The organism is Actinomadura sp. 7K507, from assembly GCF_004348425.1.
Classification (GTDB): Bacteria; Actinomycetota; Actinomycetes; order Streptosporangiales; family Streptosporangiaceae; genus Spirillospora.
On record NZ_SMKK01000103.1, the window covers coordinates 14,184 to 30,561 of the forward strand.

Annotated in this window: 13 protein-coding genes; 11 read left to right on the top strand and 2 right to left on the bottom strand. The window is 70.7% G+C overall.

The genetic code is table 11. The features are described from left to right. Nucleotides 1-6 precede the first annotated feature (6 nt). Complete coding sequence (locus E1285_RS23195) at nucleotides 7-858, bottom strand: fumarylacetoacetate hydrolase family protein (protein WP_132155446.1); 852 nt, start codon at nucleotides 856-858, stop codon at nucleotides 7-9. Nucleotides 859-986: 128 nt separating this feature from the next. Between E1285_RS23195 and E1285_RS23200 the strand changes: the two genes are divergently transcribed. The 10 genes from E1285_RS23200 to E1285_RS23245 all read left to right on the top strand — a co-directional run bounded on the left by E1285_RS23200 (nucleotide 987) and on the right by E1285_RS23245 (nucleotide 13,016). After that, a complete protein-coding gene (locus tag E1285_RS23200) occupies nucleotides 987-2,024 on the top strand; it encodes an ABC transporter substrate-binding protein (RefSeq protein ID WP_132155448.1) in 1,038 nt (345 codons plus the stop codon). Continuing rightward, complete coding sequence (locus E1285_RS23205; protein WP_243722993.1) at nucleotides 2,005-2,898, top strand: ABC transporter ATP-binding protein; 894 nt, start codon at nucleotides 2,005-2,007, stop codon at nucleotides 2,896-2,898. Before E1285_RS23200 ends, E1285_RS23205 begins: the two co-directional genes overlap by 20 nt. Next, nucleotides 2,891-3,655, top strand: a complete 765-nt coding sequence (locus tag E1285_RS23210) for an ABC transporter permease (RefSeq protein ID WP_132155450.1) — start codon at nucleotides 2,891-2,893, stop codon at nucleotides 3,653-3,655. The genes E1285_RS23205 and E1285_RS23210 overlap by 8 nt, the downstream gene beginning before the upstream one ends. Before the next feature lie 61 nt (nucleotides 3,656-3,716). After that, nucleotides 3,717-5,765 carry a hydantoinase/oxoprolinase family protein gene (locus E1285_RS23215; RefSeq protein WP_132155453.1) on the top strand — a complete coding sequence of 683 codons (2,049 nt, stop codon included), beginning with the start codon at nucleotides 3,717-3,719 and terminating at the stop codon, nucleotides 5,763-5,765. Continuing rightward, nucleotides 5,762-7,507 (top strand): hydantoinase B/oxoprolinase family protein, encoded by a 1,746-nt coding sequence (locus tag E1285_RS23220; RefSeq protein WP_132155455.1) that lies wholly within the window; start codon nucleotides 5,762-5,764, stop codon nucleotides 7,505-7,507. The genes E1285_RS23215 and E1285_RS23220 overlap by 4 nt, the downstream gene beginning before the upstream one ends. Then, nucleotides 7,500-9,008 carry a GMC family oxidoreductase N-terminal domain-containing protein gene (locus E1285_RS23225; RefSeq protein ID WP_132155457.1) on the top strand — a complete coding sequence of 503 codons (1,509 nt, stop codon included), beginning with the start codon at nucleotides 7,500-7,502 and terminating at the stop codon, nucleotides 9,006-9,008. Before E1285_RS23220 ends, E1285_RS23225 begins: the two co-directional genes overlap by 8 nt. Further along, nucleotides 9,005-9,640: a peroxiredoxin-like family protein gene (locus tag E1285_RS23230; RefSeq protein WP_132155459.1), complete on the top strand. Its 636-nt coding sequence runs from the start codon at nucleotides 9,005-9,007 to the stop codon at nucleotides 9,638-9,640. The genes E1285_RS23225 and E1285_RS23230 overlap by 4 nt, the downstream gene beginning before the upstream one ends. Further along, entirely contained in the window at nucleotides 9,637-10,548 is a 912-nt protein-coding gene (locus tag E1285_RS23235; RefSeq protein WP_165966714.1) for an alpha/beta fold hydrolase, read from the top strand. Before E1285_RS23230 ends, E1285_RS23235 begins: the two co-directional genes overlap by 4 nt. Then, entirely contained in the window at nucleotides 10,541-11,887 is a 1,347-nt protein-coding gene (locus E1285_RS23240; RefSeq protein WP_132155463.1) for an aldehyde dehydrogenase family protein, read from the top strand. Before E1285_RS23235 ends, E1285_RS23240 begins: the two co-directional genes overlap by 8 nt. A gap of 172 nt (nucleotides 11,888-12,059) precedes the next feature. Continuing rightward, on the top strand, nucleotides 12,060-13,016 hold the full coding sequence (locus tag E1285_RS23245) for an NAD(P)-dependent alcohol dehydrogenase (protein ID WP_132155465.1): 957 nt from the start codon (nucleotides 12,060-12,062) through the stop codon (nucleotides 13,014-13,016). A 70-nt stretch (nucleotides 13,017-13,086) separates the two neighbouring features. On the opposite strand, the gene E1285_RS23250 is transcribed toward E1285_RS23245, so the two are convergent. Next, nucleotides 13,087-13,734, bottom strand: a complete 648-nt coding sequence (locus E1285_RS23250) for a class I SAM-dependent methyltransferase (RefSeq protein ID WP_132155467.1) — start codon at nucleotides 13,732-13,734, stop codon at nucleotides 13,087-13,089. A 1,077-nt stretch (nucleotides 13,735-14,811) separates the two neighbouring features. Here E1285_RS23250 and E1285_RS23255 point away from each other — a divergent pair. Then, entirely contained in the window at nucleotides 14,812-15,687 is an 876-nt protein-coding gene (locus tag E1285_RS23255) for a hypothetical protein (protein ID WP_132155469.1), read from the top strand. Nucleotides 15,688-16,378 lie beyond the last annotated feature (691 nt).

Here is a 16,378-nt window from a genome sequence, read left to right on the forward strand (position 1 = left end):
TTCTCCTTACCGGCCCGCGGGGGTGGGCGTGGGCGCGACGCAGCGGTTGACCAGCTCGCCGAGGCCGTCGATCCGCGAGGTGACCGTCTGGCCGGGGGCCAGGTACACGGGCGGCTTCCGCGCGCCGCCCACGCCGCCGGGCGTGCCGGTGGCGATCAGGTCGCCGGGCACCAGCGTGATGAAGGAGCTGATGTAGGAGATGATCTCGGCGGCCGAGAAGACCAGCTCGCTGGTGACCGACTTCTGCATCACGTCGTCGTCCACGGCGCAGGTGAGTCCGCAGGCCCGCGCGTGCCCGACCTCGTCGGGCGTGACGAGGTAGGGGCCGACCGGGGTGCTGGCCTCGAACGTCTTGCCCTGCAGGAACTGCGACGTGCGGAACTGCCAGTCGCGCATGCTGATGTCGTTGACGATGGTGTAGCCGGCGATCGCGTCCCATGCTTCGCCGGCGCTCACGTCCCGTGCCGTCTCGCCGACCACCACGCCCAGTTCGACCTCCCAGTCCACGGCGTCGGAGCCGGCCGGCAGCGTGATGTCGTCGTACGGGCCGATGAGGCTGCGGGCGTACTTGGCGAAGATCGTCGGATGCTCCGGCGGCTCGACGCCCACCTCGGCGATGTGGTCGCGGTAGTTGACGCCCACGCACAGGATCTTCTCGGGGCGCGGCGTGAGCGGCGCGAGGTCGGCACCGGACGCCGGCACGGCGCGACCGGCCGCCCGTTCGGCCCGTTCCCGCCAGCCCGGTCCCGAGGCGAGCAGCGCACCTACGTCCTCGTACGGCAGCAGCGTGATCCGGTCCTCGTCGAGCCGTCCGGCCGCCGTCGCGCCCTCGTCCAGCCGGATTGTGGTCAGTCGCACGCCCAGTCCTCTCGTCGCCGGCAACTCACACCGAGTCCTGTACATCTTCGCGATGCAACTGTACATTCAAACCTCAGAGTTGGATACAACTACTCCTCAGGTGTGGCCAACAGGGAACGGAAAGGGTGATGGCGGTGGTCCCCTTCAGTAGGACCGGATGGGGCGGTGTCGTGGCCGGGGCCGTGCTGGGCGCGGTGCTGATGGCGAGCGTCGGCTGCGGCACGGACGGCGGGTCCAGCGGGGAATCGCTGACGGAGGTCACCTATCGCGGCCCGTTCGTGACCAGCGGCGGAGACGCGCCCCTGTACTACGCCGACGAGCTCGGCTACTTCGAGGAGGAGGGCCTGGACGTCGAGATCCGCGACAGCAAGGGATCCGGGCAGACCATCACCGACGTCGGCAACGGCGGATCGGACTTCGGCATGGCCGCCGCGACCAACCTGGTCATGGCGGTCGCCCAGGGGCAACCGGTCATCGGCGCCGCCACCTACCTGGGCCGGAGCAGCTTCGGATTCTTCGTCCCGAAGGATTCCGGCATCAAGTCGATCAAGGCCCTGCGCGGCCGCTCCGTCGCGGTGACCGCGCTGGTGGAGCAGAACATGTACGCGGCGCTGACGGCCGCGGGCCTGGCCAAGTCCGACGTCAAGGTGATCGTCGCGGACCCCAACGCGCTGGTCACGACCTACCTGAGCGGCAAGGCCGACGCCATGTACACCGTCCGGCATTTCGTGCCGCAGACGCAGCGGCGGCCGGCCGAGGTCCTGATGCAGTCGGACGCCGGCTTCAACCCGCCCGACTACGTCCTGGTGGTCGCCAAGGAAACCCTGCGGGACCGGCCGCAGCGGGTCCGCGCCTTCGCGCGAGCCACGCTACGCGGGTTCCAAGCGGCCAAGAAGGACCCCGAAGCCGCCATCAAGGCGATCACCGCCGAGCATCCCGAACTCGACCCCGAGCAGTCGCTCGCGGTGCTGAAGTCCGTCCTCGGGTTCATGTGCTCGCCCGCCCAGAACGGCCGGCCCTACGGGGAGAACGCGCCCGCCGACTGGACGAGCACGATCGAGGCCCTGAAGCGGACCGCCGGCCTGCGCGGCCCGGACGACGGGGGCGCGTACTACGACAACAGCCTGTTCGAGAAGGGAGAGGGCCTTGGCTCGGGCACGTGCTGACCTGCGCCGCCAGGCGGGGGGAGCGGACGGGATACCCCGTGCCCTGCGGGTCGCGGGCCTGACGAAGGAGTTCCCCTCCGACGCCGGGACGATCGTCGCGCTGGACGGCGTCGACCTGACCATCGCCCCCGGCGAGTTCGTCAGCGTCCTCGGGCCCAGCGGCTGCGGCAAGAGCACGATGATGACGATCATGGCCGGTCTCGACGCCCCGACCGGGGGCGAGGTGACGATCGGGGACCGGCCGGTGACCGGGCCGCTGCTGGAGGCCGGGGTGATGTTCCAGCGCGACCTGCTCCTGGACTGGCGCAGCTGCGAGGACAACGTCCTGCTGCAGTTCCAGATGCGCGGACTGGCCACCGCCCCCCACCGCGAGCGGGCTCGGGAGCTGCTGGAGATGGTCGGGATGTCGCGCTTCGCCCGGCGGTTCCCGCGCGAGCTGTCCGGCGGCATGCGGCAGCGGGTGGCGATCTGCCGCGCGCTCGTGCACCGTCCGCCGCTGCTGTTCATGGACGAGCCGTTCGGTGCGCTGGACGCGCTCACCAGGGAGAGCCTCAATGCCGAGCTCGGCGGGCTGGCCGCGCGGGCGGGGACCTCGGTGCTGTTCGTGACGCACGGGATCGACGAGGCCGCCTTCCTCGCCGACCGGGTGGTCGTGATGTCGCCGCGGCCGGGCCGGATCGTCGGCGAGGTGCGGATCGAGTTGCCGCGGCCCCGGCCGGCCGAGGTCCGCGAGGACCCGGAGTTCGTCGCGTACACCGGCCGCCTGCGCCGCATGCTCGCTCACGAGCGGCGCGACGGGGAGCCGGCCGCGGCCGGATCGCGGGCGGCCGGATCACGGGCGGCCGGGACCGGGGAGGCGGCGTCCGATGTCTAGGATCGTGCGGCGGATCGGCGGGCTGACCGCCGTCTGGTACGTGCTGGCGATCGCACTCGTCGTGGCCGTGTGGCAGGGGTTCGTGCTGCTCGGCCGGACACCGGACTACCTGCTGCCCACCCCGGCCCAGGTGGCCGAGGCGCTGTCGACCTATCGCGAGCCACTGCTGCGGGAGGGCTGGGTCACGCTGCGCGGGATCCTCCTGGCCTTCGGGGTCTCGGCCGTGCTCGGCGTGGCGATCGCGGTCCCGATGGCGTTCTCCCGCGTGGTGGAGCGGCTGGGCTACCCGCTGCTGGTGATGAGCCAGGCCGTGCCGAAGGTGGCGCTCGGCCCGCTGTTCATCGTGTGGTTCGGCTTCGGGCTGACGACCAACGTGCTGATCGCCGTGTCCGTCGCGATCTTCCCGATCATCGTCAACACCGTGCTGGGCCTCACCTCGATCGACCCGGACCTGGTCAGGCTGGGCCGCTCGATGGGCGCGTCCCGCCGGCGGCTGTTCCGCCTCGTGCGCATGCCCAGCGCGCTGCCGAGCGTCCTGGCCGGGCTCAAGGTCGCCGTCACCTTCGCGGTGATCGGCGTGGTCGTCGGCGAGTTCATCGTCGGCGGGGCGGGCCTCGGCTACCTGACGATCTCGGCGAGCGGCAACCAGAACGTGCCGCTGCTGTTCGCCTGCGTCATCAGCCTGGCCGTGCTGGGGGCCCTGCTCTTCGCCGCCGTCGACCTCCTCGAACGCATCGCGCTGCGCAGGCATCCGTGACCACGGGCATACGTGACCACAGGCATCCGTGACCAGTCCCATCAAGCTGAAGGGAAGACATATGCCGATCAGGGCCGCCGTCGATATCGGCGGGACGTTCACCGACGTCGTGGGCTACGACGACGTCGAGGGCACGCTGATGCTGGGCAAGACGCTCAGCACGCCCCACGACCTCATCGACGGCGTGTTCGGCGGCCTGCGGGCCGCGGACGTCCCCGTGCCGGATCTCGATTTCGCCATCCACGGCAGCACCGTCGTGGTGAACGCGCTGATCGAGCGCAAGGGCGCGCGGACCGCGCTGCTCACCACGGCGGGCTTCCGGGACGTGTACGAGATCGGCCGCATCAACCGCCCCGACGCGTTCAACCTCGCCTTCACCAAGCACCGGCCGCTGATCCCCCGCGAGATGATCTTCGAGGTCCCGGAGCGGAAGCGCGCCGACGGCGGTACCGTCCAGGAACTCGACGAGCGCCGGACCCGGGCGATCGCCCAGCGGCTGGCCGCGCTCGGCGTGGAGTCGGTGGCCGTGGTGCTGCTGCACGCCTACCGCGACCCGGCGCACGAGATCCGGGTGGGCGAGATCCTCCGGGAGGAGCTGCCCGGCGCGTACGTCACGCTGTCCCACGAGATCAGCCGGGAGTACCGCGAGTTCGAGCGGACCTCGACGGTGGTGGCGAACGCGTTCGTGGGCCCGCTGGTCAGCGACTACCTCGGGCGCCTCGAAGACCGGCTGCGAGCGGGTGATTCCGGGGCGGCGCTCGCGGTCATGCAGTCCAACGGCGGCGTGTCCGACGTCGCCACGGCCTCCGGCCAGTGCGTGCAGATGCTGGAGTCCGGCCCGGCCGGCGGCGTGGTCGGCACGATCGCGCTGTGCGAGGCGCTCGGCCGGCGTGAGGCGATCGCGTTCGACATGGGCGGCACGACGGCGAAGTCGGCGGTGATCCGCGACCTGACGTTCCCGATGGCCAGCGACTACTTCCTCGGCGGCTACAACACCGGGCTGCCGATCCGCATCCCCTGCCTCGACATCGTGGAGGTCGGCACCGGCGGCGGCAGCGTCGCCTGGCTCGACGAGGCCGGCGGCGTCCACGTCGGGCCGCGCAGCGCGGGCGCCGCCCCCGGCCCCGCCTGCTACGGCCGCGGCGGCACCGAGCCCACGATCACCGACGCGTCGGTGGTCCTCGGGCACCTGGCGCCGAGCGGCGAACTGGCCGGAGGGCTGCACCTCGACGACGGCGCTGCCCGCCGCGCCGTCGGCGCGCTGGCCGGCCGGCTCGGCATGGACCTCGTCGCCACCGCCGCCGGGATCATCGCCATCGGGGCGGCCTCGATGGCCAACTCCGTCCGCGCCGTGACCACCGAGCGGGGGCTCGACCCGCGGGACTTCACCCTGGTCGCCTACGGCGGGAACGGCCCGCTGCACGTCTCGCAGGTCGCCCGCGAGCTGGCCGTCCGGCGCGTGGTGGTGCCGCAGATCCCGGCCCTGTTCTCGGCGCTCGGGATGCTCATGGCCGACCAGCGTCTCGACGTCGTGCAGACGGGCGTGCGGACGCTGGGCGACACGACGGCCGAGGAGATCGAGGAGTCGTACCGGACGCTGGAGGACGAGTGCGAGCGGACCCTCGCCTCCGGCACGCTGCGGTTCGGCGCGATGGAGTTCCTCCGCGCGGCGGACATGCGCTACGTCGGCCAGGAGCACACCGTCACAGTCGACGTGCCGCCCGGGACGCGTACCGTCGACGATCTCAAGCGGGTCTTCGACATCGCGCACGAGCAGCGCTACAGCCACAGCGCCCCCGGCGAGCCCGCGCAGATCGTCAGCCTGCGGGTCTCGGCGGTCGGCCGGCTGCGCAAACCCGACCTCACCAAGATCCGCGAAGGGGCCGAGACTCCGGCGGGCGAGGCCCGTACCGGAACCCGGGAGATCGTCTTCACCCCCGGCGAGGGCGCGGTCCCGACACCGGTGTACGCGCGGGCGGTGCTGCTGGCCGGCAACCGGATCGCCGGGCCCGCCGTCATCGAGGAGCCGACCGCCACCACCCTGCTGCACCCCGGCGACCGCGCCGAGGTCGACGGGTACGGAAACCTGCTGCTGGAGATCGGAGCATGACCGTGACCGACATCGATCCGATCACCGCCGAGATCGTCCGCGCCGGGTTCGTCTCGATCACCGAGGAGATGAAGACGAACCTGATGCGCACGGCGTACAACCTCATCATCTACGAGGCCCAGGACTTCACCGTCGGCCTCTTCGACGCCGACGGCGAGACGATCTCGGTCGGCCTCGGGCTGCCGATGTTCGTGGGCGGCCTGTCCGACGCCATCAAGGCGAAGCTGGAGTTCTACGGGCGGGACGGCATCAGGCCGGGCGACATCCTGCTCACCAACGACGCCTACATCATGGGCAGCCACCTCAATCACATGATCTTCACGCTGCCGATCTTCCATGAGGGCGAGCTGATCGCCTTCGCCTCGTCGATGGCGCACTGGATCGACGTCGGCGGCGTGCTCGGCGGCACCACCACCGACATCTACTCCGAGGGACTCCAGGTCCCGATCGTGAAGATATTCAAGGAGGGCGTCCAGGACGACGAGCTGACCCGGCTGATCGCCATGAACGTCCGCTTCGAGGACCTGGCGATGGGCGACTTCCGGGCGCAGGTGGCCGCCGTGCGCACCGGCGAGACCCGGATGCGCGCGATGCTCGAACGCTACGGCGCCGATGTCGTCCGGGCGGGCATCGCCGACGTGTTCCGCCGCGGCGAGGAGCTGAGCCGGCAGGCCGTACGGCGGATCCCGGACGGCGAGTACCACGCCGAGGCGTACATGGACGACGACGCGGTGAAGGTCGGCGAGCGGATCCCCATCCGGGTGCGCGTCGTGGTCGAGGACGATGTGATGACCGTCGACCTGAGCGAGATGAGCCCGCAGGTCGCGGGCTACTTCAACTCGGGCGCCACCGCCGGGCGTTCGGCCGCCCAGGTCGCGTTCAAGTGCCTCACCTCGCCGGACGAGTACCCGATCAACCACGGCTCGTTGCGCCCGCTGGAGGTGGTGCTGCCGCCGGGCACGGTCGTCAGTGCGGTCAAGCCGGCCGCGATGCGCCTCTGGATGACCTATCCGATGACGGTCGTCGACTGCGTCTTCCGGGCGATGGCGGACGTCATGCCCGGCATCAGCATCGCCGGCCACCACGCCGACCTGGGGATGTCGCACACCTACGGCGTGGACGAGGCGACCGGGCGGTTCTTCCAGTTCTACGGCGGGCCGCAGGGCGGCGGCTGGGGCGCCACCTCCCTGGCCGACGGGCAGAGCGCGACGATGTGCATCAACGACGGCGACACCCACAACGCGCCCGTCGAGGTGGTGGAGGCCAAGTACCCGATGGTCACCGTCGAGGAGTACGCCCTGGTCCAGGACTCCGGCGGGGCCGGGATGCACCGCGGCGGTCTCGGCACCCGGCTGGGGATCCGGGTGCACACCGCGGCCAAGCTGGACACCTGGATCGAGCGCACGTCCTGCGCGCCCTGGGGGCTGGACGGCGGCCACGCCGCGGCGCAGAACCACGTCCAGGTCGAACGGGCCGGGGGCGAGGTGGTCACCTTCCCCAACGGGAAGGTCGGGGCGCTCGACCTCGCCGCCGGCGACGCCCACGTCATCGAACTCGGCGGGGGCGGCGGCCACGGCGACCCGCGGGAACGTCCCGTCGAGAAGGTCCTGGCCGACGTGCGGGCCGGATACGTGTCGGCGGCGCGGGCGCGGGGCGAATACGGCGTCGTCGTCACCGGTACCGGCGACGACGTCGCGGTGGACGAGGCGGCGACCGCCGTCCTGCGGAGCAGCCATGGGTGACTCGTACGACTACGTGATCGTCGGGGCGGGCTCGGCCGGCTGCGTGCTGGCCGGCCGGCTGTCCGCCGACCCCGGCGCCACGGTGCTGCTGCTCGAGGCCGGCGGCCCCGACGACCGGCCGCAGATCAGGGAGACCGCCCGCTGGGCCGAGAACTTCGGCAGCGACGTGGACTGGAACTACGGTACGGTGCCGCAGCGCCACGCCGGGAGCCGGCGGATCGCCTGGCCGCGCGGCCGGGTGCTCGGCGGTTCGAGCTCGATCAACTCGATGGTCTACATGCGCGGCGCGCGAAGCGACTACGACGGGTGGGCGCGGCTGGGCAACCCCGGCTGGGCCTACGAGGACGTGCTGCCGGCCTTCCGCGAGCTGGAGGACTTCCCCGGCGGCGACCCGCGCTACCGGGGAACCGGCGGGCCGCTGAAGGTCAGGATCCCCGACGAGCACAGCCCGCACGCCGAGGGCTTTCTGGAGTCGGCGCTGGAGGCGGGCCACCCCTACAACGACGATTTCAACGGTGCGTCGTCGGCGGGGGCGGGCTGGAACCAGCTCACGGCCGTCGACGGGCGCCGGTGCAGCAGCGGCGACGCGTTCCTGCGCCCGGCGCTGGAGCGGCCCAACCTGACTGTGGAGACGCAGGCCCGGGCCCGCCGCCTCGTCATCGACGGGTCGGGCCGGGTCACCGCCGTCGAGTACGAGCGCGGCGGCCGGATCCTGTCCGCCGGTGTCGGCGCCGAGGCCGTGGTGTCCGCCGGGACCGTCGAGTCACCCAAACTCCTGCTGCTGTCCGGCGTCGGCCCGGCGGCGGAGCTGGCCGCGGCCGGCGTCGACTGCCTGCTCGACCTGCCCGGCGTCGGGCGCAACCTGCACGACCACCCCGGCGTCCCCCTGACCTGGGTGGTCCGCCGGCCCGTCCCGCTCAGCCTGCACCAGCACAGCGAGGTCGGTCTCTTCTGCCGGACCGATCCGGGTCTCGACTCGCCCGACCTGCAGTTCGGCGTGCTGAGCGTGGCGCTCACGGCCGAGGGCGCGGTGTCCCTCGACCCGGCCTACAGCCTCTATCCGTGCCTGCTCCGGCCGCGCAGCCGGGGCAGCCTCCGGCTCCGGTCCGCGGACCCGGCCGACGAGCCGCTCATCGACCCGAACTACCTGGAGTCGCCGGACGACGTCGACGCGCTCGTCCGGGCGATCGAGGTCTCGCGCGGGCTGGCGAGGGGAGCGGGCCTGCGGGAGTGGACCGGCGAGGAGATCCTCCCCGGGCCGGACGCCGACCTGCGGTCGTATGTGGCACGGACGGCCAACACCTGGTTCCACCCCGTCGGCACCTGCCGGATGGGCGCGGACTCCTCGGCGGTCGTGGACCCGTCCCTGCGGGTGCGCGGCACGGCCAACCTCCGGGTGATCGACGCCTCGGTCATCCCGGAGATCCCCTCGGCGAACACCAACGCCGCCACGCTGATGATCGCGTGGCGGGGAGCCGAAATGATCAGGAGGGCGCGATGACGACCCGATCCGCGACCGAGCCCGGAGACATCGTCCCGGAGCGGACCCTGACCGATGTCACCGGCGTCCCGGTCCGCGTCCCGGAACCGGGCCGCCTGACCCACCTCCAGCTCAGGCGGTTCGCCGGCTGCCCGGTCTGCAACCTGCACCTTCGCTCGGTGGTCGGCCGGCTCGCGGAGATCGAGGCGGCGGGCGTGAGCGAGGTCGTGGTCTTCCACTCGACCGAGGACGAGCTTCGCCCGCACGCGGCCGACCTGCGCCGGCACGCAGCGGCCCCCCGCGAGGGCGCGGCCGGTCACCGCGGAGCCGAACCCGGCCTGCCGCTGGCCGTCGTCGCGGATCCGGACAAGCGGCTCTACACCGAGTTCGGTGTAGAGCCGTCGCGGCGGGCGGTGCTGGACCCGCGCGCCTGGACGCCGATCCTGCGGGGCGTCCTGCTCAGCCTGCGGGGGCTGCTGCGTCGCCGGCATCCCTCGCCTCCGCTCGTCCCCGGAGGCGGCCGGTACGGCCTGCCGGGCGACTTCCTGATCGCCGGCGACGGCCGGGTGATCGCATGCAAGTACGGCGAACACGCCTACGACCAATGGTCCGTGGACGAGCTCCTGGCCCTGGCCCGCAAGGAGGCGCTGTGACCGACTGGACGTTCGGCGGGCTGTGGCCGTACGAGCCGAAGTGGTTCGAGACGCCCGAGGGGCGGCTCCACTACGTGGACGAGGGCCCGCGCGACGGCCGCCCGGTGGTGCTGCTCCACGGCAACCCCACCTGGGGATTCCTCTACCGGAACTTCATCTCCGCGCTGGTGGAGGCCGGCCACCGGGCGATCGTCCCCGACATGCTCGGGTTCGGCCGCTCCGACAAGCCCGCCAGGCCCGAGGTCTACCGGATCGCCGACCACATACGCCGCGCGGACGCGCTCCTCGAATCGCTCGACCTCCACGACGCGACCGTCGTCCCGCAGGACTGGGGCGGGCCGGTCGGCCTCGCCTGGGCGGTCGCCCACCCGGACAGGGTCTCCGGGCTGTTCATCCTCAACACGGCCGCGCACGTCCCGCGCGGCCGCTTCAAGGTTCCGGCGGCGTTGCAACTCTTCCGGTTGCCCGGCGTCGGCGAGGTGACGGTCAAAGGCCTGGGCCTGTTCCACCGCGCGTTCCTTTTCAAAGTGGGCGTCACACGGCCACTGCCCCCGCAGGTCAAGCGCGCCTACCTCGCCCCGCACCCGACCTGGTCGAGCCGCACAGGCGTGCTGGCGTTCCCGCGCGCCATCCCCACCGCCCCGGACGAGCAGCCCTGGGCGACGTTCGCCGCCGACCTGGAGACCGGGATGGAACGCGAGTTCCGCGACCGGCCCGTCAAGATCGTATGGGCCATGAAAGACCCCGGCTTCGGCCCGGACACCCTGCGGGACATGTGGCTGCGGACATTCCCGGACGCCGGCGTCATGCGGCTCGACGACGCCGGCCACTACCTCCAGGAAGACGCCCACGAACGCATCATCCCCGAACTGCTCCGCTTCCTCGCGAAAGAAGACCACCATGGCTGACCTGCGCGCTGTCTTCGACGCCCAGCGCCGCGCCGTCCGTACGCCCACCCTGGACGAACGCCGTGGACATCTCGGCCGGCTCGCGGCGGCCGTCATGCAGGCCCGCCCCCGCATCGAGCAGGCGATGTCGGAGGACTACGGCGTCCACCCTGAACAGCTCACGGCCCTGACCGAGGTGTTCGGCGTCGCCGGCCAGGCCGCGCACGCCGCCGAACACCTTCCCGACTGGATGGCTCCGGAAGAGCGCTACGCCGACCCCGACCTCTTCGGCAGTGCCACCGCCGCCTTCGAATACCAACCCAAAGGCGTGCTGGGCATCATCTCCCCTTGGAACTTTCCGTTCCTGCTCTCCCTCGGCCCTCTGGTCGACATGCTCGCCGCCGGCAACCGCGTCGTCATCAAGCCCTCCGAGCTCACCCCCACCTGCGCCGAGCTCCTGCGGGACCTGGTCACCGAGACCTTCGACCCCGACCACGTGGCCGTCGTCTGCGGCGGCCTCGACCTGGCCAAGGAGTTCCCGACGCTGCCCTGGGACCACCTCCTCTGCACCGGCAACTCCGCCGTGGGCCGCGAGGTGGCCATGGCCGCGGCCCGCAACCTCACGCCCCTCACCCTGGAACTCGGCGGCAAGAACCCGGCCATCGTCCAGACCGTGGACGCCGAGAGCGTCGCCCAGATCGTCGGCAGCAAGGCGGTCAAGAGCGGGCAGGTCTGCATCGCCCCCGACTACTGCCTCATCCCCGCGACCCGGACCGCCGACTTCATCGACCTCGCCCGCGCCCACGTCTCCGCCGGCTACTCCGCGTCCGCCGACTGCACGGCCATCCTCACCGACCGCCACCTGGACCGCCTCCTGGCCATGCTCGACGAAGCCAGGGCCCGCGGCCACCAGATCATCACCCTCGAACCCGGCGCCGAAGTCGACCGCGCCACCCGCCGCATCCCCCTCACCCTGATCATCGACCCTGACGACGACCTGCAAGTCATGCGCGAAGAGATCTTCGGCCCCGTCCTCCCCGTCAAGACCTACGAAACCCTCGACGAGGCCATCGCCTACGTCAACGCCGGCGACCGCCCGCTCGGCCTCTACGTCTTCACCCCCGACGACGCCGTCGCCCGCCACGTCCTGGACCGCACGACCTCCGGCGGAGCCTGCGTGAACACCTGCGCCATCCAGGGCGTGCTTCCGTCCCTGGGCTTCGGCGGCACCGGCGCGAGCGGCTACGGCCTGCACCGCGGCGTCGAAGGCTTCCGCGAGTTCTCGAACCAGCGGGGAGTCTTCACGCGCGGCGAAGGCGACACCATCGACGCGTTCTTTCCCCCGTACGCGTCGTCCTAGGCCGCCGGTGTACATGGTCGACGGCTTCCTCGGACAGTTCGGGGTGCGCGGGTGGAGCCGGTCCACTCGGATCTTTCGCTTCGCGGGTCCGAAGTCGGCCAGTCCCGCAGGGCCGGCCTTGGGCTAGCCTGCGGCTGCGGCGCTCGTCGCACCTCGGCGTGGGGGAGTGGACGTGAAGGCTGTCGTATACGAGCGGTACGGGGACCCCGGCGTACTGCGGGTCGAGGACGTCTCGACGCCGTCGCCCGCCGCCGGGCAGGTGCTGGTGAAGGTCGCGGCGACGTCGATCAATCTCAGCGACTGGGAAGGCTTGCACGGCTCACCCTTCTACGCTCGCATCGGCGGGCTGCGCGCGCCGCGACGCCCGACACTGGGCTCGGACATCGCCGGTTGGGTCGAGGCCGTCGGCACCGGCGTCACTCGTTTCCAGCCCGGTGACGAGGTCTACGGAGACAACCTCTTCCTCAAGGGCGGGTTCGCCCAATACGCGGTCGCGCCCGAATCGGCACTCGCCGTCAAGCCCGCCGAGCTGACGTTCGCCGAGGCCTCGACCATTCCGCAGGCCGGTGCGATCGCCGTGCAGGGCACGGTAGGCGCCGCGGAGGGACGCCGGGTGCTGATCAATGGTGCCGGCGGAGGCACGGGTTCGTTCGCCATCCAGCTGGCCAAACGACTCGGTGCGCACGTGACCGGTGTCGACAACGGCCGCAAGCTCGAATTCATGCGGTCACTCGGGGCCGATGCCGTGATCGACTACCGCCGCGACGACTTCACCCGCGGTCACGATCCGTACGACCTCATCCTGGACCTCGTCGCCCACCGCTCGGTGTTCGCCTACCGCCGAGCGCTCGCTCCCCGCGGCCGGTACCGGTGCGTGGGCGGTTCGGCACGGACGTTGCTCCGTGTGCTCACGATCGGCGTGCCCGCCGGGCGGATCACCCGCCGCCGACTGGGGGTGCTCGCCGTCAGGGAAGGCCCGTCCCACTTCGAGCCGATGACCCGATTGTGTGTCGCCGGTGACGTGAACATCCACATCGATCGCACTTTCGAGCTCCACCAGGTACCAGAAGCCCTCGCCCACGTCGGTGAAGGACGCGCCCTCGGCAAGGTCGTCGTCACCCCTCACTGAAGCGATCACGTAGCCAGGGCTGGTCACCATGCCGACCTAGGTCCCTACGGACGGCCCGGCCTGGCGGCGGCTACCGGGGCGGTGCCGCGGGTCGCCGCCCGAACAGGATCGCGCCCGGCTTCGGTCCGTCCGGGTTCAGCAGGTGCTGCGCCTCCACGGTGAACCCGGCCTCGCGGAGCCAGTCGGCCACGCGGGACGGTTGGCGGTGGTGCACGGACGTCTGCACGCGCTGGTCGCCGTCACCGGTCGTCTCGGTCATCGACTCGTTCCCGACGTGGAATCCCACGGCCAGTACCCCGCCCGGCCGCAGTACCCGGAGGAACTGCCCGAGTACGCCCGGCACCGCCTCGTCCGGAATGTAGATCAGCGACCACCACGCGAGCACACCGGCCAGGGAGTCGTCGGCGAGCTCCAGGTCGGTCATGGAACCGACGTCGAACCGCGCGCCGGGATGCTCGCGGCGGGCGATCTCGATCATCACGGGTGACAGGTCGATGCCGAACGCGTCCGCGCCCAGTTCCCGCAGCAGGGCGGTGGTGTGCCCCGGCCCGCAGCCCACGTCGGCGACGGGCCCGCCGCCGATCGCGCGGACCAGTTCGGCGAACAGCACCACCCCCGCACGGACGTGGAGCAGCCTGTCGAGCAGATCACGGGTCTCCTCGGCGTAGCCGACCGCGGCGGCGTCGTAGGAGTCGCGGGTATCGCTCAACCAGGTCATCAAAGAACCGTAGCCCCCTGAACCGAGCGCCAACAGATGCGCACGCCCTCGACTCGACACGGCACCGCAGCCGTACCGCGGCGCTGCTCCGTGCTCCCGACTCGTGCCCCTTTTCCGCCGGTGCTCACACCCAGGAGCCTTGCCATGCGTTGTGGAAATCCCAAGGCCGCCTCGACCGCTAACCACACCGACACCACGCGGGAACGACCCGAACTGACGCCCCCGCCGCGGAAACGCCCTCTTCTGCTGAAGAGCGGACGTGCTCGGCGGCACCGGGACCAGTGCCGATGCCGCCATCGCCGACGTTCTGGCGATAGCGTGGCAGTGCCCTGTCGTGCGGCGGGAGAGCCAAGGGTCGCCGCTGGTCCGACTGGGCGTGGCTCCACCCTGGCGGACAGGAGTCGATACTCGCCCGCCGGTCGGCAACCCCACCGACCTGGCCTTCTACCATTGCCAGCGACCCGGTCGGGCGGTCTGCCTGAACTGACGGGGGTTGCCGGATCTCGCTCATATGTCGAGAAATACTCTGGGTCACAGCCTCCGGTTACGTGATCGAGGTGGCGTAGCTCCCTCCACGTCTTAAGGGATTGACGTTCCTAGGTGTGGGCTTGCTCCTCAATTGCAGCTGATTTAGGAAGACGCCCGGCGACGCCATACCGTGTGCAGTAGGTTACCTAGCGTGTGGTTTACGTTGGTGCGGGGCTTCCCCCCGATCGTCTCTTGCGCTGTGGTGCTCGGCATGTGCGCCTGTGGTGCGGAGGGCAGAACGAAGCCGTCCTCTCCGTCAATCGAGCAAACAGGGTCACGCCAGAGCCCAACGAATTCCCCAGGAGAACCAGAGCAAAACGGATGTTCCACCAAGGGCTTTGGCGGGGACAGCGGCGTGCCGCCTTACTGCCCACCGCAACCAAGCCAGACCGGCCTCAGTGTGACCCCGCGGCGGACACCTGACGCCAGCCCTACAACACAGCAGACAATCAAGCTTGGCCGCCCCAGCGTGACACCGCCGCCGTCTCCGCGAGGCCCGTCGCCGACGCGATCGCCGACGCAGTCCTGGCAGGCCGGGCCCGCGGGGCGATGACTCTGCCATCGCCGTCGTCCGCCGAGGAGACCGGTACAGACACCCCGCCCGCCCAGCGGAGGCCCACGATCGAGCTCGCGGGTCTTCTGTCACTCGGGCTGGCTGTCCTGTTCTATATGGGGTGGGCGTACACCAGCAGCTATTACGGCTATTTCCATATTAACCCGCGGCACCTGGACATGAGCGTGACCGAGTACGCGTTGCGCAGCTCAACTTTTGTCTCGCCAGCCATGATCATGATCGGTGCGGTCCTGGTGACCGGTACCGCGTTGCGTGGCTGGTTGTCACCGCCCTTCGCCGGACGCGAGCACGCCAGGTGGGCACGCCGCCGCCGCTGGATGCACGCCAACGCATCTCACCTGCTGCGCGGCGCAGGGCTGGCATCGACCATGGTGGGGGTGGGACTGTATGTCCTGGCCCACCACTTCCAGATCCCCACGCCCGCGATCGTGCTACTGCTCGGCACCGGACCACTGCTGGCCTGCCGCCCCCAGCGCGGCACGGTTGCGGGCCGATGGATCAGCGCGGCGGCCACATCGTTGGCGATTTTGTGCGCCCTGTGGGCGGCAAGCCTGCACGCGGCCGCCACCGGCGCCCACGCCGCCGAGGACTTCGCCGCCCACCTGCTCAACCGACCGGCCGCCGTCGTCTACACCACCGAGCGGTTGTCTCTCCAAGGCCCAGGTATCCGGGCCCTGCGACTCGACCTGGACACCAGGTTCCGCTATCGCTATACAGGCCTGCGATTGCTGGCTATCCGGGCAGACCGTTTCTACCTACTCCCTGTCAATTGGACACCTAAGGAGCACGCGACGTATATCTTCAAAGAAGGAGACGACGTACGGATCGAGATCTACTCAGGTACCCGTTGACGGCACCCATACAACACAACAGAAGAACTGCACGTGGACCAAGTCCGCAGTCGGTACCCGTGGTCTCATCTCCGATGAGCGGATGTTGGACCTCGAGTCATGTCCACCACTCGGCGGACAGGGCTATTCCGCACCGACGTCGAGGGCATCTACTGCACGATCGGTGAGGCGATCAACGGTCCGGACGGCTCTTCGGCCGCAACCTCGGTGCCCTCGCCGACTCCCTAAGTGGCACGTGGAGTGCTCGGGCACCGTTCCGGCTGGTCTGGCACAACTCGACGGTCGCCCACCAGCACCTTGTCGCCCGCTACGACCGGCATCGGAGCGCGGCGGTGGTCACCTTCAGCAGATTCCAGCAGATCTTCGCCGAACATGACATGAAGGTCGACCTGCGTTGAGCGCCCAACCTCGCCCCTGGGCCCGCACGTGCGCACCGCCCAGCGCACGGCCAGAACACCCGTTACCGCCTCCGCGCCAGCGACGCGCTAATTAGACGTCCGCTCATGCCGCTGACCGCGCAGTTCCGCGGATGGGGCGTGCGTTTGTCGCGGTGTTGATGGAGGGCTAGTACGGCAGTCGTAGAACGTGATCTTGTCATTGGCGGTTGAGGCGGGCCCGGTAGTGGAACCAGCGGGCGCGGGCTTGGTGGCGTCGTCGCCAGGTGTGCCAGCGCAGGTGGTGCTCGGTGCTG

Bases quoted from the DNA above. Each gene is read 5' to 3' on its own strand.
- E1285_RS23200 (WP_132155448.1), top strand. From the start codon at position 987: ATGGCGGTGGTCCCCTTCAGTAGGACCGGATGGGGCGGTGTCGTGGCC.
- E1285_RS23215 (WP_132155453.1), top strand. From the start codon at position 3,717: ATGCCGATCAGGGCCGCCGTCGATATCGGCGGGACGTTCACCGACGTC.
- E1285_RS23225 (WP_132155457.1), top strand. From the start codon at position 7,500: ATGGGTGACTCGTACGACTACGTGATCGTCGGGGCGGGCTCGGCCGGC.
- E1285_RS23255 (WP_132155469.1), top strand. From the start codon at position 14,812: ATGACTCTGCCATCGCCGTCGTCCGCCGAGGAGACCGGTACAGACACC.
- E1285_RS23250 (WP_132155467.1), bottom strand. From the start codon at position 13,734: ATGACCTGGTTGAGCGATACCCGCGACTCCTACGACGCCGCCGCGGTC.
- E1285_RS23230 (WP_132155459.1), top strand. From the start codon at position 9,005: ATGACGACCCGATCCGCGACCGAGCCCGGAGACATCGTCCCGGAGCGG.
- E1285_RS23210 (WP_132155450.1), top strand. From the start codon at position 2,891: ATGTCTAGGATCGTGCGGCGGATCGGCGGGCTGACCGCCGTCTGGTAC.
- E1285_RS23240 (WP_132155463.1), top strand. From the start codon at position 10,541: ATGGCTGACCTGCGCGCTGTCTTCGACGCCCAGCGCCGCGCCGTCCGT.
- E1285_RS23220 (WP_132155455.1), top strand. From the start codon at position 5,762: ATGACCGTGACCGACATCGATCCGATCACCGCCGAGATCGTCCGCGCC.